General features: G+C 70.0%; 16 protein-coding genes. 5 read left to right on the top strand and 11 right to left on the bottom strand.

Features of this window, described 5'->3' with window-relative positions; translation table 11 throughout:
- Positions 1-9 precede the first annotated feature (9 nt).
- From KEG38_RS23415 to KEG38_RS23405, 3 genes are read right to left on the bottom strand one after another with little or no spacing between them, the layout of a single operon-like run.
- The gene (locus KEG38_RS23415) at positions 10-3,153 is read right to left on the bottom strand and encodes a VWA domain-containing protein (RefSeq protein ID WP_272421992.1); all 3,144 of its coding nucleotides are present in this window, start codon (positions 3,151-3,153) and stop codon (positions 10-12) included.
- The gene (locus tag KEG38_RS23410) at positions 3,150-5,144 is read right to left on the bottom strand and encodes a VWA domain-containing protein (protein WP_272421991.1); all 1,995 of its coding nucleotides are present in this window, start codon (positions 5,142-5,144) and stop codon (positions 3,150-3,152) included. Before KEG38_RS23410 ends, KEG38_RS23415 begins: the two co-directional genes overlap by 4 nt.
- Positions 5,145-6,041 (bottom strand): DUF58 domain-containing protein, encoded by an 897-nt coding sequence (locus KEG38_RS23405; protein WP_272421990.1) that lies wholly within the window; start codon positions 6,039-6,041, stop codon positions 5,145-5,147.
- Positions 6,042-6,262: 221 nt separating this feature from the next.
- On the opposite strand from KEG38_RS23405, the gene KEG38_RS23400 reads away from it, so the two are divergent.
- Positions 6,263-9,019, top strand: a complete 2,757-nt coding sequence (locus tag KEG38_RS23400) for a hypothetical protein (protein WP_272421989.1) — start codon at positions 6,263-6,265, stop codon at positions 9,017-9,019.
- Between the two features lie 64 nt (positions 9,020-9,083).
- Here the strand turns inward: KEG38_RS23400 and KEG38_RS23395 are convergent, their stop codons facing one another.
- Together KEG38_RS23395 and KEG38_RS23390 are read right to left on the bottom strand one after the other, a co-directional pair.
- Positions 9,084-10,508 (bottom strand): serine hydrolase domain-containing protein, encoded by a 1,425-nt coding sequence (locus KEG38_RS23395; RefSeq protein WP_272421988.1) that lies wholly within the window; start codon positions 10,506-10,508, stop codon positions 9,084-9,086.
- Between the two features lie 265 nt (positions 10,509-10,773).
- The gene (locus tag KEG38_RS23390; protein WP_272421987.1) at positions 10,774-13,362 is read right to left on the bottom strand and encodes an AAA family ATPase; all 2,589 of its coding nucleotides are present in this window, start codon (positions 13,360-13,362) and stop codon (positions 10,774-10,776) included.
- Positions 13,363-13,478: 116 nt separating this feature from the next.
- Here KEG38_RS23390 and KEG38_RS23385 point away from each other — a divergent pair, with 116 nt between their 5' ends.
- A complete protein-coding gene (locus KEG38_RS23385) occupies positions 13,479-14,057 on the top strand; it encodes a 2OG-Fe(II) oxygenase (protein WP_272421985.1) in 579 nt (192 codons plus the stop codon).
- Positions 14,058-14,060: 3 nt separating this feature from the next.
- Here the strand turns inward: KEG38_RS23385 and KEG38_RS23380 are convergent, their stop codons facing one another.
- Genes KEG38_RS23380 through ybiA form a run of 5 tightly spaced genes read right to left on the bottom strand, consistent with a single transcriptional unit; the run spans position 14,061 to position 19,063 of the window.
- Positions 14,061-14,642 carry a Uma2 family endonuclease gene (locus KEG38_RS23380; RefSeq protein WP_272421984.1) on the bottom strand — a complete coding sequence of 194 codons (582 nt, stop codon included), beginning with the start codon at positions 14,640-14,642 and terminating at the stop codon, positions 14,061-14,063.
- A gap of 19 nt (positions 14,643-14,661) precedes the next feature.
- Entirely contained in the window at positions 14,662-15,954 is a 1,293-nt protein-coding gene (locus KEG38_RS23375) for a beta-helix domain-containing protein (RefSeq protein WP_272421982.1), read from the bottom strand.
- Positions 15,954-16,967 carry a peptidase associated/transthyretin-like domain-containing protein gene (locus KEG38_RS23370; RefSeq protein WP_272421981.1) on the bottom strand — a complete coding sequence of 338 codons (1,014 nt, stop codon included), beginning with the start codon at positions 16,965-16,967 and terminating at the stop codon, positions 15,954-15,956. Before KEG38_RS23370 ends, KEG38_RS23375 begins: the two co-directional genes overlap by 1 nt.
- Positions 16,964-18,475: a serine/threonine-protein kinase gene (locus KEG38_RS23365; RefSeq protein ID WP_272421980.1), complete on the bottom strand. Its 1,512-nt coding sequence runs from the start codon at positions 18,473-18,475 to the stop codon at positions 16,964-16,966. Before KEG38_RS23365 ends, KEG38_RS23370 begins: the two co-directional genes overlap by 4 nt.
- 30 nt (positions 18,476-18,505) lie before the next feature.
- On the bottom strand, positions 18,506-19,063 hold the full coding sequence (gene ybiA / locus KEG38_RS23360; protein ID WP_272421979.1) for a riboflavin biosynthesis intermediates N-glycosidase: 558 nt from the start codon (positions 19,061-19,063) through the stop codon (positions 18,506-18,508).
- A gap of 128 nt (positions 19,064-19,191) precedes the next feature.
- Here ybiA and KEG38_RS23355 point away from each other — a divergent pair, with 128 nt between their 5' ends.
- Positions 19,192-19,749: a hypothetical protein gene (locus KEG38_RS23355; RefSeq protein WP_272421977.1), complete on the top strand. Its 558-nt coding sequence runs from the start codon at positions 19,192-19,194 to the stop codon at positions 19,747-19,749.
- On the opposite strand, the gene lepB is transcribed toward KEG38_RS23355, so the two are convergent.
- Positions 19,746-20,543, bottom strand: a complete 798-nt coding sequence (lepB, locus tag KEG38_RS23350; RefSeq protein WP_272421976.1) for a signal peptidase I — start codon at positions 20,541-20,543, stop codon at positions 19,746-19,748. The two genes, KEG38_RS23355 and lepB, sit on opposite strands and share 4 nt — an antisense overlap.
- Before the next feature lie 127 nt (positions 20,544-20,670).
- Here lepB and KEG38_RS23345 point away from each other — a divergent pair, with 127 nt between their 5' ends.
- Both KEG38_RS23345 and KEG38_RS23340 read left to right on the top strand, forming a co-directional pair.
- Positions 20,671-21,198, top strand: a complete 528-nt coding sequence (locus KEG38_RS23345) for an RNA polymerase sigma factor (RefSeq protein ID WP_272421975.1) — start codon at positions 20,671-20,673, stop codon at positions 21,196-21,198.
- Complete coding sequence (locus KEG38_RS23340; protein WP_272421973.1) at positions 21,195-23,198, top strand: YfbK domain-containing protein; 2,004 nt, start codon at positions 21,195-21,197, stop codon at positions 23,196-23,198. The genes KEG38_RS23345 and KEG38_RS23340 overlap by 4 nt, the downstream gene beginning before the upstream one ends.
- The last annotated feature ends 16 nt before the right edge of the window (positions 23,199-23,214 follow it).

The raw sequence follows: 23,214 nt of genomic DNA, 5'->3' as shown, positions 1-23,214 counted from the left end.
AGCGGTTTTTCAGGAGCGCGGCTGGCCTTTGCGGCGCGCGAGGAGGATCTCGGCGGCCGTGAGCGCGCGGGGCTGCGGCGGGCCGGCGGGCGGCGCCGCACCTGCGGGCGGTTGCGGGGCTGCGCTCGGGGACGGCGCCTGTGGCCTCGCGGCGGCCGGTGGAGGCGCGTGCGGCGTCGGCGCGGAGGGCTGCGCGAGCGTGGCGGCCGACGCCGCGGGGAGTGGGGCCTCGCGGGCGGCGCGCTCGCGAGCGGCGCGCTCTTTCGCTTGCAGGAGCGCGCCGACGACGGCGTCGGGCGAACGCGGATCGGGGCCCGCGTGGGCCTCCGTGGGCTTCGGTTGCAGCGCGGCGCGCGCGCGCGCAGCCCACGCGAGGACGGGCTCCGGCAACGCGAAGCGGCGCGCCGCGACCGCGAGGAGGAGCGCGAAGCCGGCCATCGCGATCAGGAGGGGTGTGATGTCCTGGTAGGAGAAACGCCGCGCGGCGCGGTCGCCGAAGATGCCCGCGAGTGTGTCGCGGCGCTTGCCGCCCGTGAGGTCCGCGATGCGACCGAGCAGCGCCGCGTCGGAGCCCGTGGGCCGCAGCTCCTCGCCGGCCGTGAGCGCTGCGCCCGCCGTGCCGACGACGTCGCCCGACTGCTCGTCCTTCGCGATCGCGATGTACGTGCCGGGACGCGAGAGCGGGATCGAGGCGGCATATGCGCCGGCGCCCGTCGCTTCGAGCGCGGTCTCGCGGACGAACCCGTCGGGCCCGGCGACGCGCACCATCAAGCGGCGGAACGACTGCGCGCGACCGTCGTCGCCGACGACCGTGGCGCGCACGTGAAGCTCACCGCCCGAGGCGTCGGCCTCGACGCGCACGCGGCCGTCCTCGCCCTTGCGCGTGAGGTCACGCGCGAGCTGGCCGACGAGCCGCGCCGCGCCGGGCCACGTGGTCCAGCGTCGGCCCCAGCGATCCTTGAGGTCGCTCGTGAACGCGCCGGATCGACCGACGCCCGCCGACCACACGGCAAGGATCGGATCCCCCTCGGGCCCGGTCATGAGCACGCTCGCGCGGCCCTTCGGGATCCCCACGACGTACCCGTCGAGCGAGGGGGCTTCGTCGAGGGGCACGCCCGAGAGGATGGGCGAAGGCGCGCTGCGGGCGACGCGGAACTCTTTCTCGACGATCGACGAGCGCGCCGCGAGGATCGTCTCCTGCGTGAAGACCGCGGGCAGGCGGTTTGCGTCCTCGATGAGGTAGAAGCGGCCGCTGCCGAGGCGCGAGAGCGTCTCGAGCTCGGGCACGTCGCCGCCGTTGCCGAGGGCGACCACGCTCGTCGTGATGCCGGCGCGCAGCGCGTTCGAGACCATCGTGCGGCACGGGCCCATCTGCTCGGCGTCGGAGCCGTCGGCGAAGAGCAGCACGTGCTTGAGGTTGACCTTCTCCTTCGCGAGCGCGGCGTACGCAGCTTCGAGCGTGATGTCGACGAGAATGCCGCCGCCGCCGGGACCGACGCCGCGGATCGCTTTGTCGATCGCGCCCTTGTCGCTCACCGGGCCGAGCGGGACGCTCCAGTTGACCTCGGTGTCCACGTGCAGCACGCCGAGCCGATCGCCGGTGCCGAGCAACGCGGCGCTGCGGGCGGCCGCCTCGTTCGCGAGCTCGAGCTTGGTATGCGCGCCGGCATTGGCTGCCATCGAGCCAGAGATGTCGATGCCGATCACCTCGGCCAGGCTCGCGCGGCGACGTTCTTGTTTGAGGTCAAACGAAACCGGAGAGACCTCTTCGAGCGGCGTGCGCGCGTACCCGCCCGGGCCCATGCTGCGATCGCCGCCCATGAGCAGCAGGCCGCCGCCGAGGTCGCGCACGTAACTCGCGAGCGCGTCGATCTGGCCGGGCGAGAGATCCGAGGCGCGCACGTCGCCCATCACGACGAGGTCGTAGCCGACGAGCCCCGCGAGATCCGCGGGCACGCTGCTCGTCGAGCCCTCGTCCACCTTGAACGCCGCGGCCTCGAGTGCGCGCGCGACGAACGTCGTCTTGCCCGCGTCCCCGTCGAGCACGAGCGCCGAGGCCTGACCTCGCACGCGCATAAAAGCGCTGCCCGCGTTGTCCTCGGGCGATTGATCGAGCGTCGGATCGGCCGCGGTGATCTCCACGTCGTAGCGGTGGAACCCGGGGCCGGGCGCCTTCTCGCGGATGCGCAGGACGTCCTCGCCCGCGGCGATCTTCGCGCCCGACTCCGCGATGAGCTCGCCGTCGCGCCGGAGCCGGATCTGGATCGCGGCCGGGCTCGGCGACGAGGTCACGAGGCGCAGATCGATGGGCTCGCCCTCGTCCGCGCGCGTCGGCGCTCGCAACGCGACCACGCGGATGTCCGGGATCGAGCGTTGTTCGAGCGGAACCACGTCGACCGGGATCTCCGCCGCCACGGCCGCCGCGGCCGCGGCCATGGTGTCGCCGCGCGTCGCCACGCCGTCCGAGAGCACCACGATGCGCGCGGCGCTGTCGGCGGGCACTTCGGCCAGCGCGCGCCGGATCGCCGCGCCGAGGTCGGTCCCGTCGCGCCCGATGGAGACACGTTGCGGCGCCGGCAGGTCCGACTTCGGCCGCGGCGGATCCTCCGTCGCCGCGTCCGCGCCGAAGATGATCGTGCCGATCCGATCTTCCTCGCGCATGCCGAGCTCGGCCACCGCGAGCTCTTGCTTGATGCGCTGCTCGGCGCTCGGGACGAGGTCGATCGAGCGGCTGCGGTCGATCGCGACGAGCACGGTGAGCCGATCGAGCGGACGGCCGAGCTCGGGCCCGGCGGCGGCCATGGCCGCGATGAACGTCGCGAGCTGGGCGAGGAGATCGCCGAGCCGCGTGCGCAGCGGGCCCTGGTTCGTCCAGCCCGTCGCCATGCGGTACGCGACGAACATGGTCGACGCGAGCGCGAGCAGGGCGATCTGCGGCCGCGCGAGGCGCAGGTAACCGCCGGGGACGAGGCCCGTCCAGACGAGGCCCACGTAGAGCGCCGGCAGCGCGCCGACGATCATCCCCGTGAGCAGGATCTTGCGTTTCGTCAGGCCCGCCTCGCGGATCACCCACCGGGCGATCAGGACGAACACGAGCAGGCCGAGGCCGACGACCACGAAGGGCACGTACGGGCGCAAGTGACTCGGAATCACGCCGCGGCCCTCCTCTCCGGCGTCGGCGGCCGCTTCGGTGCAGCGGGCGCGGCGGCGGGCGCGAGGCGCGGCTTGCGCGTGAGGTACCAGATGTCGAAGACCACGAAGCCGAGCGCCACGAGCGCGAGCACCCAGCTCCACTCGTTGTGCGCGTCGGGCTCCGTGCCCGCGGCCGTCACCTTGATCTCGTCCTTGCCCGCTCCGGCCGGGGCCATGACGCTGCCGAGATCACTCTCGGCCGCGCTCGTGAGGTTCGCCGGGGCCACGAGCGCGCCGCCCTCGGGGCCTTGCCACGAGAGTTGATAGAGGCCGACCTTCGAGATCTCCGGCACGACGGCGAGCCCGTTCCGCAGCGACACGTCGAGCCGATCGCCCGTCGGGCCTTTCACCTCGACGTCCTTCGCCGACGCGGGCAGGCGTACGCGCAAGGGCTCGCCGGCGCGCGCGGGCCCCGTGATGCCGTGCGCGCGATGGATGCGCGCTTGCTCGAGGAGGTTCCGCATGAAGAGCACGAAGCTCGCCTTGAGCGGCCAGTCGCTGTCGCCAACGTCGAAGCCGAGTAGCGTGCCCGTGCGCGTCGGCGTGGAGATGTCGGTCGCGATCGTGCCGTCCTGCGTACGGATGAGCTCCTGCGTGGGGCCCTCGGGCTTGAGCGCGGCCGCGCGCGAGATCGAGACACCGTCGAGCGAGAGAAACCGCATGCGCGCGTCGCCGCTCTCCCACGACGTGATCGACGGCGCTTCGAGCGTCCTTCCGACCACGGTGCCGAAGCATCGACCCGCGGGCGGCGCGACGATCAGGAGATCCCCGCCCGGCACGAAGTCCGGACACGCGCCCTCCACCACGACGAACGCGTCCATCTCGACCGCGGCCGGCTGCGCGAGCTCCGTCACCGAAAGCGTCTTCAGCGTCGTCGCCGGATCGCTGAGGATCGCCCGCTCGATCCACGGCGACATCTTCTGCGTATCGGGCGCCGCGTACGCCACGGGGAGTTTGTCCCCGGCCGGCACGCGCGCGAAGGCCGCGTCGTCGACCTCCATCGCGTCGTGCGGCGCGATGTCGAAAATGAGCCCACGCCGGTAGTCGCCGGGCGCCGGCAGGAAGTCGAGCACCACGGCCTGGCGTTCGCCCGGCGCGACCAGGATCTTCCGCGACGCGAGTACGTCCGACGCGTTGTCCTCGCGCATCGTCACGTAGAGCTCGCGCGGCGCCTTGCCGAAGTTCGCGATCACGAGGAACGCCTGCACCTGCTCGCGCTTCAGCGTCGGCTCGATCCCCGACCGCACGTCGACGCGCACGATGGCCGCGTTCTCCACCGGCGTGCCCACGGTGATCACCTCGATCGGCAAGGACGCTCCCGCGAGCGCCGCCGGCGCGGCGAGATTGCCGTCCGTGATCACCACGATCCGCCGCGATCCGCCGAGCTGCCGCAGCCGATCCACCGCGAGCGCCACGGCCGCGCCGAGGTCGCCCTCCACGTCGTGCACGCGCAGCGTTTTCAGCGCGGCCTTCAGCCGGACCGCGTCGCGATCGAGCGGCGCCACCACGCGCGCATCACGCCCCGCTTCGAGCAGGAGCGCGTCGCTGCCCGGACCGAGCGACGACAGGATGTCCTCCGCGACCTTGCGCGCGAGCTCCATCCGCGTCTTCGTCTCCGCGCCGGCCGCGCTCTGCGCCGACATCGACGCGCTCGCGTCCACGATGATCGCGAGGTGATCCCCCGTGATCGCCCTTCCGCGTGTCGCCGGCCGCGCGAGCGCGAACGCGAGCAGCAGCAATGCCAGCGCCTGCAGGATGAGCGGCACCTGCGCGATGAGCTTCTGGAACGGCGAACGCGCGATGAGGTCCCGCTTCGCCGAGGCCCACAGCCACGTCGACGCGACGCGCTTCCTCTTCCGCCGCACCTTCAGGATGTAGAGCAGCACGAGCGGGCCGAGCAGCCCCAGGAGCGCGAGCCCTTTCGGCGCGAGCAGATCGAGCGGCGAGGACATTCAGTCGATGCTCCTGGCGACGATCCGCCGGATCGCGCTCTCCAGGGGTTCGTCCGTCCGAACCCGCACGTACGTCGCGCGCAGCCGCTTCGCCAATTGCCTGAGCTCCTCGCAGAGACCCGCGAAACGCAACACGTACGCTTCGATCGCCGCGGCATCCATGGTCACCTCGACGACCGCGCCGGTCTCGGCGTCCTCGAGGGCCCAGTCGCCTTCGTAGGAAGGCTCGATTTCCTCGGGCGCGACGACCTGCACGAGCACGAGATCGTGCCCGGCCGCGGCCGCGCGGGTGAGCGCGGGGCCGAGCGGCCCGCCGTCGAGGAAATCGGAGACGACGAGGAGCATCCCTGCACGCTTGTTCTTTTGTATCAGCCGATCGATGGCCCGCGCGAGGTCCGTCCCACCCCGCGGCGTGATCCCGGAGAGGGCGCGGAGCAACGCCGGAAGACCACTCCGGCCCCGCACCGGCGTCTCCTCGCGTTGAATCCCCTCCCCGGCCGAGATCACCTGCGCACGCTCCGAGGCCGCGAGCGCCATGTACCCGAACGCCGCGGCGATGCGGCAGGCCGCCTCGAACTTCGGCGGCTCGCCGAAATCGAGGCTCGCGGACGTGTCCACGAGCAGCCGCACGATCACGTCTTCCTCGGCGCGGAAGAGCTTCAGCACGGGCTCGTCGGTGCGCGCGTAGGCGGCCCAGTCGATGCGGCGCAGGTCGTCGCCGGGGCTGTAGGGCCTGTGCTCCTGGAACTCCGCCGAACCGCCGCGCCGTCGCGCCACGTGCTCGCCCGAGGCGCCCGATCGCGCGCGGATCTCGAGCCTGCGCCTGAGCACCTCGAGCTCGCGAACGAAGGCGGGATCGAGGAGCCGGGAGGGGATCCCCGGACGAGTCTCCTGCATCCGAGCCCTTCTGGCCCAGCGCCGCCGCGGCGTCGAGAGCGTCGCGCCCAGCACGTACGCCCCCGGCCCGAACCCGCGCGCCAGGTGTTCCTGATCACCAAACATGTAGTTTTAGCAACAACCGTGGACGGATGGAGTGGTAACAACATTTACCATCCTCCGACGTTGAAGTTTTTCGCTTACGCTGTGGCGTTCAGACGGCTTCTTGCATGGAGAGGGCGATGCTGGAGCGGCGAAGATTACGACGTCATTGGTTCGCGTGGGTGGCGGTCGCCGCGATCGGCTGTGGCGACGGTGCGACCACCCCAACCACGGGGAGCACGACCGGCTCCGGCGGGAGCGGCGGCATCGGCGGCATGATGGCCGGCTCCGGCGGGAACGGCGGTAACGGCGGCGCTGGCGGCAACGGTGGCAGCGGCGGCATCGGCGGCGCTGGCGGCGTGATGGCCGGCAGCGGCGGCAACGGTGGCAGCGGCGGCATCGGTGGTTCCGGTGGCATCGGTGGTTCCGGCGGCAGCGGTGGCATCGGCGGCGCTGGCGGCATCGGCGGCGCAGGCGGCATCGGCGGCGCAGGTGGCGTGATGGCCGGCAGCGGCGGCATGGGTGGCATGCCCGCCAGCGGCGGCATGGGTGGCATGCCCGCCAGCGGCGGCATGGGTGGCATGCCCGCCAGCGGTGGCATGGGTGGCATGCCCGCCAGCGGCGGCATGGGTGGCATGCCCGGCACCGGCGGTTCGGGCGGCCAGCCCGCGTGCGTGACGAACGCCGACTGCGACGACGCCATCGGGTGTACCGCGGACGCGTGCGTGTCCGGCGCATGCATCCGCGTGCCGACCGACACGATGTGCGACAACGGGCTGTTCTGCGACGGCGACGAGATCTGCGATCCCGAAAACGGCGCGCCCGGCACCGGGTGCACGCCGAGCTCCGGCCCACCCTGCGACGACGGCATCTCGTGCACCGTCGACACCTGCAACGAGCAGTTCGACGGCTGCACGAACACGCCGAACAACGCGCTCTGCGACAACAACATCGCCTGCGACGGCGTCGAGACGTGCGGCGTGCTCGGGTGCAAGGCAGGGACGCCGCTCAACTGCGACGACGGCGTCGCCTGCACCGACGACTTCTGCGATCAGGCCAGCGGCGGCTGCAAGCACGTCGAGAACGACGGCAACTGCTCGGACGGCGCGTTCTGCAACGGCGCCGAGACCTGCGACAAGGTCGCCGGCTGCAAGCCCGGCACGCCGGTCGACTGTAGCGACGGCATCGCCTGCACCTCCGATAGCTGTAGCGAGGCCAACGACACCTGCGCGCACGCGCCGAACGACGCGGCCTGCGACGACAACGACTTCTGCACCGGCGAAGAGACGTGTGAGGTCGGCCTCGGCTGCCAGGCCGGCGCCCCGGTCGTCTGCAACGACAACCTCTCCTGCACGGCCGATAGCTGCTCGAGCGCGCTGCAGAAGTGCGTGTTCTCCCCGAACGACGCGGCCTGCAGCGACGGCCTCGCTTGCAACGGCGTCGAGGCCTGCGACCCGGCCGGCGGCGCCGCCGTGACCGGCTGCAAGGCGGGCTCGCCCGTGGTTTGCCCGTCCGACGGCATCGCCTGCACGAACGAGGCTTGTCAGGAGCCGTCGGGCACCTGCAGCTCCTCGGCCGACAGCACCAAGTGTCCCGCGGGCGAGCTCTGCGTCCCGCTCGTCGGCGGCTGCACCACGGCCCAGCCCTGCACGACGAACGCCCAGTGCGACGACGGCAACGCTTGCAACGGCACCGAGTACTGCGACGTCGTCTGCAAGGCGGGCGCGCCGGTCACCTGCAACGACGGCATTACCTGCACCGTCGACACCTGCGACCCGCAGACGGGCGCGTGCTCGAACACGCCGAACAACAACTACTGCAACAACGGCCTCGCCTGCGACGGCGTCGAGACGTGCAACCCGCTCTTCGGCTGCATGAACAGCCCGCCCGTCAACTGCAACGACGGCGTCGCCTGCACGTACGACGAGTGCAACGAGCCCTCGGGCACCTGCGCGCATTACCTGCAGGACTACATGTGCGACGACGGCGTCTTCTGCAATGGTGCCGAAACCTGCTCGGCCACAGGCTGCAACCCGGCCTCGGCGCCGCCCGTCTGCAACGACGGCGTCAACTGCACGGACGACGTCTGCGACCCGATCCTCGACGCCTGCAAGGGCGTGCCGAACAACAACCTCTGCGGCTGCGGCGAGACGTGCAATCCCGCGCAGGGCGGCTGCGGCAACTTCTGCCAGGTCGCGACCTGCCAGGGCAAGACGTACGCCTGCGGCGACTGCATCGACAACGACGGCGACTGCAAGACCGACTCGGCCGACGACCAGTGCCTCGGCCCCTGCGACAACACCGAGGACAGCTTCTACGGCGGCATCCCCGGCCAGAACAACTCGCCCTGCAAGTCCGATTGTTATTTCGATCAGGATACTGGCCAGGGCAACGACGATTGCTACTGGAGCCACAAGTGCGATCCGCTCGAGGTCGCGCCGAACTACCCGCCGGAGGGCAGCCAGTGCGCGTACAACCCGAACGCGAGCATCCCGGGCTACAGCGGGTCGTGCTCCCAGGCCAACCAGTCGCAATCGCAGGTCTGCCACGATTACTGCGGCCCGCTCACGCCGAACGGCTGCGACTGCTTCGGCTGCTGCGCCCTGCCCGGCCTGAATTACAAGGTCTGGCTCGGCTCGGAGAACCCGGCCGGCACGGGAAGCTGCAACGCGAACACGCTGAACGACCCGTCGAAGTGCAAGCCCTGCACGCAGGTCGCAGCGTGCCTCAACACGTGCGAGGTCTGCGAGGTCTGCATCGGCAAGCCGAACCTTCCGCCCGGCTGCGTCGAGCAATTCTGCCCGGCCGGCGTGGAGAAGTGCGGTCAGCCCGGCCAGGACCCCTGCCCGGCCGGCGAGACCTGCATCACCGGGTGCTGCTACCCCGTTCCGCAGTGAAACCCTGAGACGAAACGAGGGGGCGAGGCGCCGAAATCGCGGCGCTCGCCCCCTCGGGCGTTTGTCACGGCCCCGTGATCGAGAGCTGCACGAGGTCGTTCACGACGTCCGGCGCGATGCCGTTCAGCATGCCCTCGTAGCCCGGCCAGATGAGGTTCCCGCTCGCGTCGACCTGAATGCCGTCCGGCCCGGCGAGCGGCGGAAGGCCGTAGTTCGTCAGGAGAACGATCACGAGGTCACGCGAAGGATCCGGGTCCACCGTGAGGAACGTGCCCGCGGCGCCGATCTTCGAAGCGGCGTACGGGGACGAGTAGAGACCCGTCACGACGTGCGCCCCCGGCACGGTGTCCGCGAGCTCCCAGCCGTGGCCCTTGTTCGCGAAGAGCAGATCGTCGAGCCAGCTCGACGTCACGCCGTAGATGCCGAGCGGCGCGCCGTAGGCGTCCGTCGACTGGACCAACATCGTGCCCTCGACGAGCGTCGGCGACGCGAGCAAGTCGATGCCGCAGGTCCACATCCACGGCGTGCAGTAGCCGTAACTCGTATTGCCCACGACGCGCGCGCCGCGGTTCAGAAACATCTGCCCGAGGAGCGCGAGGTCCCACGCCGTGGAAAAGGCGCCGTCACAGCCGGTCACGCCGTGCCCGTCCGCCTCGATCCAGTAGTCCTGCTCGTCGGCCACCTCGCCGCGCATGTACCGGGGCGCGCCGTTTGGCTCGCGCAGCGTCGAGTAGCCCGTGCCGACGAAGCGGCTCGACTTCGACGGCATGTTCACGAGCGGCTGCCACGCCGTGTCCTTCATCCCGAGTGGGCTCGTGATCCGGTTCTTCACGAGCACGTCGAGCGGCGCGCCGCCGGCCGCCTCGGCGACGCGACCGAGCAGGCGATACGCGATGTCGCTGTAGAGCACCGCCGTGCTCGGTGTGTACGCGAGGCTCTCGGCGAGCATCGTGCTCCAGGGATCGGCATCACCCAAAAGCGACGCGGCGGCGTCGATCGAATGGCCCGAGGTGAACCGCACGAGGTCGGCCACGAGCACGCCTGATTTCTCGGGCGTGGCGAACTCCGGCAGGTAATTCGCTACGGGATCGGAGAGATCGAGGCTGCCGTCATCGTACAGATCGATCGCGACAAACGCTGTGAAGATCTTGGTGATCGACTGCAGATCGAAGATGCCGTCCTTGGGCATCGACGGGTTTTGCGCGACAGGGCCGGCGAAGTTTCCGTCGCGTTTGCCGAACGCCTTGTGGAGCACGACCTTGCCGTGACGCGCGACGAGCAGCACGGCCCCATCGATCGTTCCGGCGTTCACCGCGCTCTGCACGTGCGCGGAGGCCTGCGAGAGGTAGGTCGCGTCCATGCAGACCTGGGACGGCGACGTGGCGTATTGCAAGCTGTAGGGGCGTGTGGCGCTGGAAGGGTTCGCGGAAGCGAGGGCCGGTGCCACGACGATCGAAGTCAAAAGCGCCGCGAAAGCGAGACGTCTCATGGGTTCCTCCATCGATGGAGAAAGGACTTGGTGAGCCCCGGTGATTTTTCGGATCGTGGCGGCGCTGGGCGTTTCGTGGGTTCAGGGCCGACGCCGCGCCGGGCGCGCTCGTCGTGTCCAAAAGGCTCGGCGTGGGTACACCGCTCGTTACGGGCACTCGTCGACAATCCGGGGGCCTTACAAGAATAGTTGCCTTTCTGGATGCTTGTGAATCCTGGCACGCTCCGATACGCCACGATTTGCCTCCGTACGAGACAAAACGACATCAACGTCGACACACCTCCTCGCGTGTCGCATCGCACCCGGGATGACCGATCCGCTCCCGCAAAACGAGCGCCTCTTCGAGATACCGCTTGCCAATCTCCGCTACGCCCACGCTCGAAAGACAGAGCCCAGCCCAATGCAAAACGTCCGCGCGCCCCCAGGCGTCCTCGACAAGCACCCGGTCGGGCGCGTCCTTGGCCCGCACCGTCATCCCGTCGTCACCCCGCGCGAGCGCGATTTCGAGCCCGAGCGCGAGGAGCCGCGCCCGGAACAAACCGAGCCCACATGCCTCCGCGAGTTGCTCCCCCGCGAGCGCCTCCCGCGCCGCCTCGAACAACGCCCCTCGCGCGAGCGCGAGCCGCGCCGTCAGCTCGTGCACGCGCGCTGCCATTTCCACTTCCCCGGAGACGGCGACCCACGCCCGCGCCGCCGCGAGCCGACGCGACGCCTCCGCCGGATCCTCGTCCACCACGGCGAGCCCGAGCAGCACGTGCCCCTGCGCCGCGTGCCCGGCCCAGCCGAGGCGCTCGCAGGCGGCGACGTTCGCCTCGGTCATCTGCACGGCCTCCGCCCGCTGCCCGAGCGCGAAGAGGTGCTCCGCCTCCCAGAGCCCTCGCCGCGCCACACGCGCATCCCCCATCGCCGCGAGCCGCGAAAAACCCGCGCGCGCGGCTTCGATGTCCCCGAGGTCGTGCGCGATCGACGCGTAAAGCGCGATTCCTCGGGCCATGTGCGCGCCGAGGCCGGCCGACTCCGCGATAACGAGCGACCGCGACGCATGCGCCCGCGCCGCCGAAAGCGTTCCGGCGAGCCGCTCCGTGTATGCCAACGTGCGCATACCTGTAACGAGGTGTGATAGCTCGGACGCCCCTTCGATCAGCGTGTTGTGCTCCTCGTAGGAACGCCTGGCGAACGCGAGATCCCCGAGCGCTCCCGCATACAGCCCGCGCTCGTAGAGCAACGCGAGACGATAGCTCCATGCAAGCGAGGCGGCGGGTGATCCCGGATTGGTTGTCTCGCCAAACATTCGTAAAATTCGTGCACCACGACTCATTTCTCCGAGCACAAGTCCGAGGTGCGAGAAACCGCCTAGCGTTTGCGAATACACCCTGTATGCCTCGGTCGGCTGGCCCGCAGCAAGGAGGGTCCGGAGAACGTCTTCGATGGCGTCGAGGCGGCCGCGGTCCCGGGGTTTTTGCCGGGGCGCGAAGATCAAGGTGCCCTCGGAAGGCGGGCTCATCGCCGCCTGCACGGCCGAGGGCGAGACCGGGAGCAATCCGCGGAAATGGTCCCGGACGAACGGGTGCGACGACCAACGCGGCGGCTCACCGCCGGCGCGGAACACGAGCCCGAGCCGTTCGAGACGGGCGAGCGCGCGGCGAAGGCTCTCGGCGGAGGCTCCTGCGAGCGCGCCCGCGACACGGGGGGAAGCGGAGGCGAGCGCGAGGAGCGCGTCCTCGTCGGCGCCGGCCGACAGCACGGAGAGGCGCGCGAGGAGATCCCGCTCGGCATCGGGCAACGCGGCCGCATACGCCGAGAGGACCCGGGCGAGGCGCCGCGCCAGCGGATCGTCGCGCGCGGCCTCGGCGAGATCGAGCGGATCGAGCGGGCGCAAATCGCCGCCGAGAAACGCCCCCGCATACGAGCCCGCCACCGCGAGCGAGAGCGCATGCCCGCCCGAGGCACGAACGACCCGCGCGAGCGCCTCGCCATCCGCGTCCGCGCCCCACGACCGGAGCAAACGCGCGGCGTCGGTCGGCGGGAGCGGCCCGAGCTGCACGGTGCGCGCGCCCGCGTCTGCCCAGGGCGCGAGGTCCCCCAGCAAAAACCGCGATGTGACGAGCGCCCGCGCCGCCCCGAGCCCTCGAGCGAGCGCGACGAGCAGGCGCCGCACCAGCGGATCTTCGAGCTCGCCGTGCGCGCGCGAGGCCCCGCCCGAGGCTTGCACCGTCTCCAGCCCATCGAGCACGAGCAAATGCGGCGGCCCGCTCCCGAGCGCGAGGAGCAGCTTCTCCAGCCGCTCCCCGGCCTGCGCCTCCGCCCCCGCGAAATACCGCACGGCGTGGGCCAGAAATGCCTCCGTGCGCTCGTCATCGTAAAAACTCCATACGAAGAGCCCGCCGTGCCGCGGCGCATCACCGATCCGCGTCACGAGCCGCTCGGCGATGGCCGTCTTCCCCGCGCCGCCCACGCCCACGAGCGCGACCACGCCCGGCGTCTGGCCTTTCTCGGGCGCCGAAGCCCATGCCCACAGCTCGTCGAGGATCTCCTCGCGCCCCACGAAATGCGGCGCGCGCTGGAGCGTGTGCACGTGCTCGGGCGGAAAAAGCTTCGGCGCGGGCGCGGGAGGCTCGGGCGCGGCGTCGATCACCAGGTCCGCGGCGGCGATCCCGAGCTCGGCGGAGAGCCGTTCGATGAGCTTTCGCCGGGCGGGTTGCCGGATGGAAAAGCCGCCCTCGTTGACCTCGCCGGATTCGTACCGGCGGTACGTGCGCACGTCCACGCCGACCGAGGCAGCGAGCTCCTCCTGGGTGAGCTCGAGCTCGAGGCGTGCCCGCAGCAAGGCCTCGTGGTTGAACCGCTGCGCCATTCGATTCGCCTGCGCATCATCCTTCCGGCGGGCCGTCCTGTCCACCGCCGGCCCCGCCCGGTTCCTGCCCGGTTCTGCCCTGTTCAGCCGCCCGGCGCGGCCGCATGGTGTCCGGCATGAACGCCATCGAGAAACGCCGGCTCGCGACCGGCAAGGAGCTCTTCACGCTCTCGAACGTCCTCGCCCCCGCCGAGTGCGACGACCTCATCCGGCGCGCCGAGGCCCACGGCTTCACGGACGCGCCGATCACGGTGGGCCCGAACAAGTTCGTGATGGCGAAGGACGTCCGCAACAACCGGCGCGTGATGCAGGACGACCCGGCCCTCGCGGCCGAGCTCTGGCCGCGGGTCGCGGCGCACGTGCCGGCAGAGCTCGGCGCGTATCGCCCCGTGGGGCTCAACGAGCGATTCCGGTATTACCGCTACACGCCGGGCCAGCAATTCGACTGGCACCGGGACGGCGCGTTCCTCCGCACGCCGGAGGAGCAGAGCCTCTTGACGTTGATATTTTACCTCAATGAAGACTGCGTCGGCGGGACGACCGATTTCATGTACGTGACCGACGACGAGATCCGCGTGGAGCCGCGGCGCGGAATGGCGCTCGTGTTCTCGCACTCGCTGTACCACCGAGGAGCGCCGGTGATCGAGGGGACGAAATACGTGCTCCGGACGGATGTGATGTATCGGCGGGGGTGAGGGTCAAGGGGTGGGCGGACGAGGCGTCCAGAGCAGGGAAAGATCGATTTCAATCGCTTCGAACGGCTCGGCGCGGACGCGCACATCCCCGTCAAATGTCGCCGCGACAACCCATAACTTGCCTTCGAGCCGGTAGACCTCGAGCGTCTGCAACTCTGGGTCGATGATCCAATAATGGCGGACGCCGTGGTGAGCGTAAAGCCTGAGCTTTGCTGTCCGATCGGAGCGAGCCGTGCTCGGCGAGAGAATCTCGCAAACCCAGTCCGGGGCCACGAGGAACGGGCCCTCGTGCGGCTCCTCGAAGCGCTCGATCCGCCAGCCTGCCAGATCGGGTACGCGGATCTCTTCCCCGAACCGGATACGGGGCTCCGGGCGAATCTCCCACCCGCCTGGCCCCCCTTCGCCCAGGTCGAAGGCGCCGCCAATCTTCGCATGCAGCTTCGCCTGCGCCCGCCCGTGCGGCGGGCTCGGGCGAGGCAGGAGGACGATCTCCCCCCCAACGATCTCCCCGACAACCCCCTCGGGCAAATCCGCCAGGTCTTCCCAGGTCTTCGGACGTTTCGACGCGCGAGCCGGATCCGACATGCCCGCATTCTACCACGTCTCACCGATCCGGAAAGGCCGTCCACCCCTCGAAATCCGGGCACACCTCGCCGCAGGCGCCCACGAAGAGCGCGGTCGGATCGAAAAACCCGTCGTCCGGCGGCGCAATCGCTCCCGAAAGCCCCTTCGCCCCGCTCACGAGCGACAGATACACCGGGCCGTTCGTGAACAGCGGCAAACCACTCTCGTCCGGCGTCAGAGCGCGATTGTTCCGCACCGGCTCCGTGGCCCAGTCCGACTCCGCGAACTCAGCCTCGCCGTCCTCGAAATTGTCGTCGTTCGCGAAGATCGAATGGCGAATGTCGAGCAGCCCCGCGTTCGCATTCTCGTGCGTCGGCGTCTCGTCGATGGCCAGGCCCGTGTCCCCCGCGTTCGCCACGAGCATGTCGAACATCCGCCCGCGCGTCCCGCCCCGCAGCTTCACGTTCGGCCCGAACTGGTCGGCCATTCCCACGAGCGTCACGTTGTACAGCAAAGGATCCGAAGGCGCCGATCCCGCGCCGTCGACCTCGGAATCGCTCGTGCCCTGACCGGCCTGGATGCCCGTGTCGCCCTGCATGTCGCCCATCACGACGCCGATGAATTGACCCTTGCCACGCCAGCCGAGCGCCCAGTCGAAGCCGTCGTCCTCGTACCCCGTGACGAGGATGTGCTTCACCGACACCGTCCCGCCCCGCAGATCGATGGCGTCGTCTTCGGTGCGGTGCACCTGCACGTGCTCGACGACCGTGCCGCTCCCGACGCCCTCCAGGCGGAACCCGCCCGGCGAGCCAGAAAGGCCGTCGTTCCGGCCCGCAAACTCGATCCGCACGAACTGGAGCTCGCCGCTGCTATCGTCCTCCGCCGTCCCGCCGCAGGTGGCATTGATGCCGGGAGGAAGGACATCGAGCTTTCGGCCGCTGGGCGCGCCATTGATCGGGGCGCGCCCACAGAGGATGACGCCGCGCCAATCCCCGTCGGAGCGCTCGGTCGCCGCGCTCGTGAACACGATCGGCGCCTCCTTCGTGCCGCGCGCGACGATCCGCGCGCCTGGCCTCACGAGGATCCCGCCCTCCGTGTGGGCGAGGATCCGCGTGCCCGGCTCGATCGTGAGCGTCGTGCCCGACTCGACCACCACGTATCCCGTCAGGATCGTGGTCTGATCCGCATACCACGTCGTATCCTTGCGAATCGAGCCGGAGACCTCGATGCTCGGGCGCAACACGCCCTCCTCGATGCCAAAAACCGAGGCGCAACCCGTCGCGCCCGCGAGCGCCCCGAGGACGAGAACAAGGTTGGCAGGACGAACGCGCATCAAAAGCTCCCTCGCGCGAAGATCCCCCCGGGTCCGAGCGTCAAGGTCACGCTCGCCTTGGGCGCCGCATCCGACGGCCCCCGCGTCGCGAGCGAGACGACGAAAAGCGCGGCGCCCGCGGCCGTGAGGACCGCGCCAGGCACGAAGATCGCCGTCCCGACGCCCGCGAGATCCTTGGCGTCCTTCCGAATGGCAACGCCTTCCCGATCACAATACGTGGCGTCGCAGAAAGGCGCCGCCTCGTCGAACCGCGCGCGCGCCGCGAGCCCCACGCCGAGGGACGCGCCCATCGTGAGCAGGCCCGCCCCACCCGCCGCAATGCCCACGATCCCGAGCGGCCCGATCCCTTTGGGCTTCGGCCGAGGCGGCGGGGGCGGCGGAGGCGGCGGCAATTTCACGGGCTCGAGCAAGGGCTTCGCCGGCGGCGGCTCGACCTTCGCGTCTTCGAGCGGCGGCAACATCACGGTCGTCGTCGCGGATCCACGCTCGATCACCACGGATGTCGAATACGGCACTTTCCCCGGCGCGGTCGCCTCGATCTTGTACGTGCCCGGATCGATGGGCACGCCGGTGTTCCACAGGACGGACCCTACCTCCAGCCCATCACGACGCACGACGAACCCATCACGCAAAATCGAATCCGGCACCTCGATGACGAGGCGCGAGAGCTTCGCTTCGAGCGCGTCGGCCCGCGTCCGCCCGATCTTCTCCCGGTCCGGTTGGCCCGCCCGGCGCGCCGCGTCGGCCGCCTCGCGGAACGTAGCCCACGCGGTCGCGAACTTACCTAGTTTTTCTTGACAATCACCCAGATAAAGCAACGTGCCGATGCCCGAATCGAGCTTGTGGCTCTCGGCCAGCCGTGGACACGCGTGCTCGTAATCGCCCTTCTCCATGAGGGCGAGCGCCTCCTTGAAGAGGTGTTCGGCCGCGGCCACGTCGCCCTGCTGGGCAACCCCGGGGCGCGCCCCGCCGAAGAGCGCCACGGCGAGGAAAAACCCGGCGGCGCGTTTCACTTCCGGCCTCCGAAATCGGGGACCAGTCCGGTCGTGGGGGCCGCGCTCGGCGTCTCGGTCGCCGCAGGCTTCGTCGTGCCGGTCTTCACGGGCGCCGCGACCTTGGGCGCCGCCACGCTCGCGGAAGGCGCCGCGGACGTGCTCGGGGGCGCGGCGGCCGTCTCCGCGGTCTGCGGGGGCGCGACGGTCGCGCTGGGCGCAGGCGCCAGGGTCACGGCCGGCGCAGGCGTCTCGATGGCCGGCGGCCGCGGCGGCTCCGCGGTCATGGTTTTCTCCTCGCGGCCCCCGAGCAGCCGCGTCCCCACGATTCCCAGGAGCAAAGCAACCGCGCCTGTCAGGACGAACCATTTTCCCGACCGATGAGGCGCGCCCATCTGGGTCTGCGACCACGTCGAGGCCGTCTTCCCCATCGCCTGCGTCGACAGCCGCTCGCCTCCCCCGCTCGGCCGCGCCCCTTCGCCCGTCGTTCCTCCGGACGAACGTTCCTTTTTCCCGAGCGACGCACCCGTCGTTTGTCCGGGCGATGGATGACCCGTTTTCCCGGCCGGCGCCTCGGGCGGCAAGCTCTGCGGCGCGCGCGGCCCGGCGAGGTGCGCGTGAATGCGATCGAGCAGCGCCCTCGACCGCTCGGGCACGAACGGGGCGAGGGCATCCGCGAGCTCGGCCACGCTCTGGAAGCGATCGGCCGGGTCTTTTTGCAAGCAACGCAGCACGACCTCGCCAAGCTCGGCCGGCAGGTCCTCCCGGCGTTGCCCCGGCGGCTCGGGATCCTCGGTCATCAGCACCATGATGAGCGCGCCGAGCGAATCGGCGACAAACGGCATCGTCCCGGTGAGCGCCTTGTACAGCACCACGCCAATCGACCAGATGTCGCTGCGCGCGTCGACCTCACGCGCCGCCCGGAACTGCTCGAGCGACATGTACATCGGCGAGCCGAGTAGCGCGTTGCTACGCGTGAGCGCCGTGCCGTCGAGCGCCGCGGGATCCTGGTGCTTCGCGATTCCGAAATCGAGCACCTTCACCGCGGGGCTTCCATCCGCGCGCCGGGTCACGAACAGGTTCGCCGGCTTGATGTCTCGATGCACGATGCCGCGCCCGTGCGCCTCGGCGAGCGCCTCGCACGTCTGCAGCACGACCTCGCACGCCTCCTCGATCGGCAGCTTGCCGGCGGCGCGGATCATCTCGTCGAGGTCCTTGCCTTCGAGCAGCTCCATCACGAGGTACGGCACGCCGTCGTCGAGCGTGCCGAAGTCGAGCATCCGCGTGACGTGCTCGCTCCGGAGCTTCGTCGCGGCCTGCGCCTCACGCAAAAAGCGCTTCTTGCCGACCTCGTTCTTGGCCGCGGCCTCGAGCATGAACTTGATGGCCACCCGCTGCTCGAGATCCGTGTGCTCGGCGGCGACGACGGCGCCCATGCCGCCCACGCCGAGCACCCGATCGACACGGTATTTCCCGGCGATCACGTCGCCCGCCCTGACCGGAAGCTCCATCTCGCTGTCGCTACTCATCGGCCGCGCACGTCGTCTCGGGGGCCGAGCCTATCGAGGAGGCGCCGCGCCGGCAAGCCCTTCGCGCGCCTCCATGAGCGCAAATCCCAGCAAATTCAGCCCTCGCCACGCCCGAGGGTCCGTCGCTCGCGGATTCGACGCGCCGAGCCCGATCCCCCAGATCGTGTCCCGCGGGCTCGCCTCGACGAGGATCTTCGATCCGGTGCGAAGCAACCATTCGCCGAGGGCCGGATTCTGGCCGAACTTCGCGAGGCTCGCCTCCACCACGATCCCGAACCGGTGCTCGCGCCACCGCGCCTCGTCGAAATCACGCACCTCGCGCCCGAGCGCCTTCGCCTTGCCCGGATCCTCCGTCGCCAGGATCTTCGCGCGCGTCACTTCGTCCCCGAACAGCCGCGCCTTCTCGGCCATCATGAAATGCTCGGCGGCCGCGTACCTCTGCCCGCGCACGACGAACGGCGCGGGATACCATTGGCTCAAAATGAAAGGTCCAAGCGTCCCTTCCTCGCTCGGCGTATGGCCCCAGAAGAACAGGAATTCGAGCGACTCGCCGCGTTCTTGCCGCGCGATCAGGGTGGCGACGTCCATGGCGGGATTCTAGCCCAACCCATCGCCGGCAGGGAAGCCTCGACACCATCTCCCCCTTTTCCGCGGCCCGCCGTGGCGGTAGCGTATCCCGCAGACCGGCGAACGACATCGTCGGAGGAGGCTTCTTCATGCGCACCCGCTTCTTCCTTTTTGCAGCCGCCGCGATGCTTTTTGCGGCCCCCGCGTCCGCGGACGTCCTCTCGGATCCGCCGTCCGACTGCCCCGAGGGCAGCGTGGGCGAGTTCTGCCACGGACCCCCGCAGTGCGCGCCCCTGTTCTGCGAGACCAACGTCGATTGCAAGGACGGCGCGACGTGCGTCGAAACCGAGCTCTGTATCGAGGAGATCGGCTGCTCGGGCGGGTGGATCGGCGACGGCGCGCCCCCGCTCGAGATCAACGTGCTCGGCGCCTGCGACGCGGCCAGCGCCTGCCCGCTCGGCGGCACATGTTCACCCCTCAAGGTCTGCGTCGGCGGCTCGGGCGCGGGCTCGGGCAGCGGCGCAGGCGCGGGCAGCGGCGCCGGGAGCGGCGCGGGCGCAGGGAATGGCGATAGCGGCGACGACGACATCGCGGTGACGGGATGCGCGTGCAGCGCGGTCGGCGACCGCGCCGCGCCGTGGCTCGGGCTCGCCATGGTCGCCGTGGGCACGGGGATCGCCGCGGCGCGAAGGCGGCGGGCGCGTTAACGCGCGGGCGGCGGCGGCGTCGCGGCGGTTTTTTCCTTCAAGCACTTTTCCATCGCAGGCCCGAGCGACGCCGCGCCCGCCGGGAGAATGGGCGGCCCGTCCACGGGCGTCGCGCTCCGGCCGGAAAAACCGCCGAGCATGATCATCGCCACGCGCCCGACGACCGTGGAGATCGGCATGCCGCGTCCGATTCCACCTTTCCAGCTCCGCGAGTCGTGGCTGTTCATTCGGTTGTCGCCGATGACGAACGCCTCGCCCGCGGGCACGACCCAGGGCCCCTGCACGGTCCCGCAAATCCCGCCCCGGCACGATTGCATCGCGCTGCAATCACTGTCCTTCTCGCACGTCTCCCCGAAGACGGGCCCGTCGAGCAGAACGCCGTAAGCGTGTTCGTCGAGCCATTCGATGAAAAGCTCGTACGTCCGCCCCTCCCAATCGTAGCGGCCCACGCGGCATTGCGGGACACGAAAGCCGTTGATGATGGGCCGCCCGTCCACGAACTCGATCCTGTCCCCCGGCATCCCGATCACCCGCTTCATGAAGAGCTGATCCGGGTTCTCGGGGAACGGGAAGACGATCACGTCGCCGCGATGCACCTCGCCGCCCCGCAGCGCGGAGACGTAGTCGCCGGGCACGAGCGTGGGTACCATCGCCCCGGACGGGACCTTGTACACCTTGACCATCACGCGGAGCACGACGAAGGTCGCGACGAGGAGGCCCAGGATCACATAAGCCAAGAGCGCCGAGCGCTTCTTGCGGGCCGCCTCGTGGCGGGCCGGGGAGGAGTCGGACATGTTGGGCCCCTACCCCGATCCGCACCCGGCGAGAAGCCGCCCGAGACGCCGCGCCGCCCCCGTACTTTTTTCTCTAAGAAACCTCCCGCCCCCTCGTTCTTCGAGAGAACGACTTCCGATCGCGCCCATGCCGAGCGAACCGACGAGCCACTGGGTCCTTCTCGCGCTCTCGCGCTACGAGGCCCCTTTGCTCCGTTACGCCTCGGCGATCGTGGGATCCGCCCAGGCGGCCGACGTGGTGCAGGACACGTTCCTGCGCTTGTGCAACCAGGACCGAGCGGCCGTGGAGCCGCACCTTCGGGCCTGGCTCTTCACGGTCTGCCGGAACCGGGCCCTCGATGTTCGGCGCGACAAACGACAGGTCGAGCCCGTGGCGGAGGTGGACGAGGTCATGGCGGACAATCAACCCGGGCCCTCGGAGGCCCTCGAGCGCCGGGAGGCGATGCGCCGCGTGCTCGGCGCGCTCGATACCCTGCCGGAACGACAACGCGAGGCGGTCCTGCTCAAATTCAGCGGCGACCTGAGCTACCAGGAGATCGCGGAGGTGCTCGGGACGAGCGTGTCGAACGTGGGATTCCTCTTGCATACGGCGCTGCGCGCGCTGCGCGAGCAGGTGGAGAAGAAGGACCGCGAAGCCGCGAGGAGGACCCGATGACGCTCTCGAAGGACGATCCGCGCCTGCTTTCGTACGTGCTCGGCGAGCTCGACGAGGCCGAATCGCGCGAAATCGAGGCGGCGATCGACGGTGATCCGGACATCCGCGCGGAGATCGACGCCCTGCGGATGACGGCGGAGATGCTGCGCGAAGGGCTCGCGGAGCGCGCGCCGAAGGCGCTTCCGGCAAAGCAACGAAAGGTGCTGGAGGAGGCCACGCGCGAGACGGAAACCCCCAAGGTGATGCCGCTCCGAAGGCGTTTTCTCCAGCCGATGTTGCTCGCGGCCGCCGCGGTCGCGCTCGTCGCGATTCCGCTCGGCGTGATGGTTCAACGCCGAAAAACCCTGCTCGCGGCGGAGCAAGCGATGAAAGACTTGGCGGCGTTCGAGGCTCCGCAGAAGGAGAAGGAAAAGACGACGGCGCCGCCCCCGAAAGACGACACGAAGATCGACGAGGCGACGCGGCGAGAGATCCTGAGAATGCTCCAGGAGGACCGGGCACGTCAGGGTGGCGAGGTTGCGGAGAGGATCCCGAAGCCCCGCAGGCTGACCGCGCGATCGAAGCCGAGGGCCGACGAGAACCCGTTCATCTACACGACGAGCATCGCACGTTCGACGTTCCCACTCGACATGGACACGGCCTCGTATTCGCTCGTCGAGCGGTACATCCGCGAGGCCGCGCGCAGGCCGACGCCGGGCCTGGTGCGCGTCGACGAGCTCGTCAATGCGTTCCCCTACGAAGACCCGCCCCCGATCGGAGACGCGCCGCTCGCCGTCCGGGCCGAGGTCGACGCGGCGCCGTGGAACCGTTCGCACAGGCTCGTGCGCCTCGCGCTGAAAACAGCGCCGTTCGATCCGTCGATCCGCCCCCAGACAAACCTGGTCTTCGTGATCGACAAATCGCCCGGCTTCGCCAAGGATCCGGACAAACTGCCGCTGCTCCAGGCCGCCCTGCGCAGGCTGGTCTCGCGGCTCGACGAGCGGGATCGGCTGACGCTCCTCGCGTACGGAGACCCCTCCGAGGAGCCTCATCTGCCGCCGACGCCGGGCGACGACAAACCTCGGCTCCTCACCGCCATCGACAAGTTCGAGCCGAGCGTGACGGCCCCTTCCGGCGATTCCCTCGCGCGAGCCTTCAAGGAGGCGCAGGCGCATTTCGTCGCGGGCGGCGTGAACCGGGTCTTTCTGGCGACGGACGCCCATTTCGTGGCGAATTCCGAGGAGGGCCGGCTCACGGCGCTCGTCCGCGAGAAGGCGGCTACGGGCATTTCGCTGTCGGCGCTCGGGTTCGGTCCGATGGATGGTCCGGCCGGACAAACCTTGAAGCGCCTGGCCGAGGAGGGCAAGGGGAGCTTCGCGGAGATCACGAGCCCGGACGACGCGCGCAAGGAGCTGGTCGACGAGGCCATGGGGACGCGCACGCCGATCGCGAGGGACGTGCGGGTCGAGGTCGATTTCGATCCGCTGTACGTGCGGTCGTTCCGGCTGATCGGGAACGAGGATCGGACGGGACCGGAGCGCGAGTTTTTGGATGCCTGGAAAGGCCCGGTCGATCTGTACGCCGGGCAAGGGGTGACCGCGCTCTACGAGCTCGAACCCAGGCCCGATACCTCGGGGGGCTCGGAGGCGCCGCGCGTGCCGTACCTGCTCACGCTGCGGGTCCATTACAAGGACATGTCGGGACAAACGAGCCAGGAGATCGAAGTGCCGCTCCGGGACGAATGGCATCGGGGGGGGAGCACGGATTTCTACTTCGCCGCGTCGGTGGCGGCGTTTGGCCTGCTGCTACGAGATTCGCCATTCAAGGGGAACCTGACGGTCGCGGACATCGCGGCGATGGCCAAGAAAAACCTCGGCACGGATCCCGGCGGGCACAGGGCCCGCTTCGTGAACCTGCTCGAGCTCGCGGAGTTCACCCCCGGCCTGGCGCCCCGCCCGCAGGGCTCCGCGCCGCCGCGAAAGGGATGCGCCCCCGGGGATCCCCTCTGCAGTGAGCTTTGATCCGTCCGGCGCCCTG

Origin of the sequence: Polyangium jinanense (assembly GCF_028435265.1) — a bacterium.
GTDB lineage: Bacteria > Myxococcota_A > Polyangia > Polyangiales > Polyangiaceae > Polyangium > Polyangium jinanense.
Note: the sequence above shows the minus strand (reverse complement) of the source record. Positions and strands in the feature narration are given on the sequence as shown.

Coding starts and splice junctions, on each gene's coding strand:
- KEG38_RS23410 (WP_272421991.1), bottom strand. CDS start 5,144: ATGTCCTCGCCGCTCGATCTGCTCGCGCCGAAAGGGCTCGCGCTCCTG.
- KEG38_RS23405 (WP_272421990.1), bottom strand. CDS start 6,041: ATGCAGGAGACTCGTCCGGGGATCCCCTCCCGGCTCCTCGATCCCGCC.
- KEG38_RS23400 (WP_272421989.1), top strand. CDS start 6,263: ATGCTGGAGCGGCGAAGATTACGACGTCATTGGTTCGCGTGGGTGGCG.
- KEG38_RS23395 (WP_272421988.1), bottom strand. CDS start 10,508: ATGAGACGTCTCGCTTTCGCGGCGCTTTTGACTTCGATCGTCGTGGCA.
- KEG38_RS23390 (WP_272421987.1), bottom strand. CDS start 13,362: ATGGCGCAGCGGTTCAACCACGAGGCCTTGCTGCGGGCACGCCTCGAG.
- KEG38_RS23385 (WP_272421985.1), top strand. CDS start 13,479: ATGAACGCCATCGAGAAACGCCGGCTCGCGACCGGCAAGGAGCTCTTC.
- KEG38_RS23380 (WP_272421984.1), bottom strand. CDS start 14,642: ATGTCGGATCCGGCTCGCGCGTCGAAACGTCCGAAGACCTGGGAAGAC.
- KEG38_RS23375 (WP_272421982.1), bottom strand. CDS start 15,954: ATGCGCGTTCGTCCTGCCAACCTTGTTCTCGTCCTCGGGGCGCTCGCG.
- KEG38_RS23365 (WP_272421980.1), bottom strand. CDS start 18,475: ATGAGTAGCGACAGCGAGATGGAGCTTCCGGTCAGGGCGGGCGACGTG.
- ybiA (WP_272421979.1), bottom strand. CDS start 19,063: ATGGACGTCGCCACCCTGATCGCGCGGCAAGAACGCGGCGAGTCGCTC.
- KEG38_RS23355 (WP_272421977.1), top strand. CDS start 19,192: ATGCGCACCCGCTTCTTCCTTTTTGCAGCCGCCGCGATGCTTTTTGCG.
- lepB (WP_272421976.1), bottom strand. CDS start 20,543: ATGTCCGACTCCTCCCCGGCCCGCCACGAGGCGGCCCGCAAGAAGCGC.
- KEG38_RS23345 (WP_272421975.1), top strand. CDS start 20,671: ATGCCGAGCGAACCGACGAGCCACTGGGTCCTTCTCGCGCTCTCGCGC.
- KEG38_RS23340 (WP_272421973.1), top strand. CDS start 21,195: ATGACGCTCTCGAAGGACGATCCGCGCCTGCTTTCGTACGTGCTCGGC.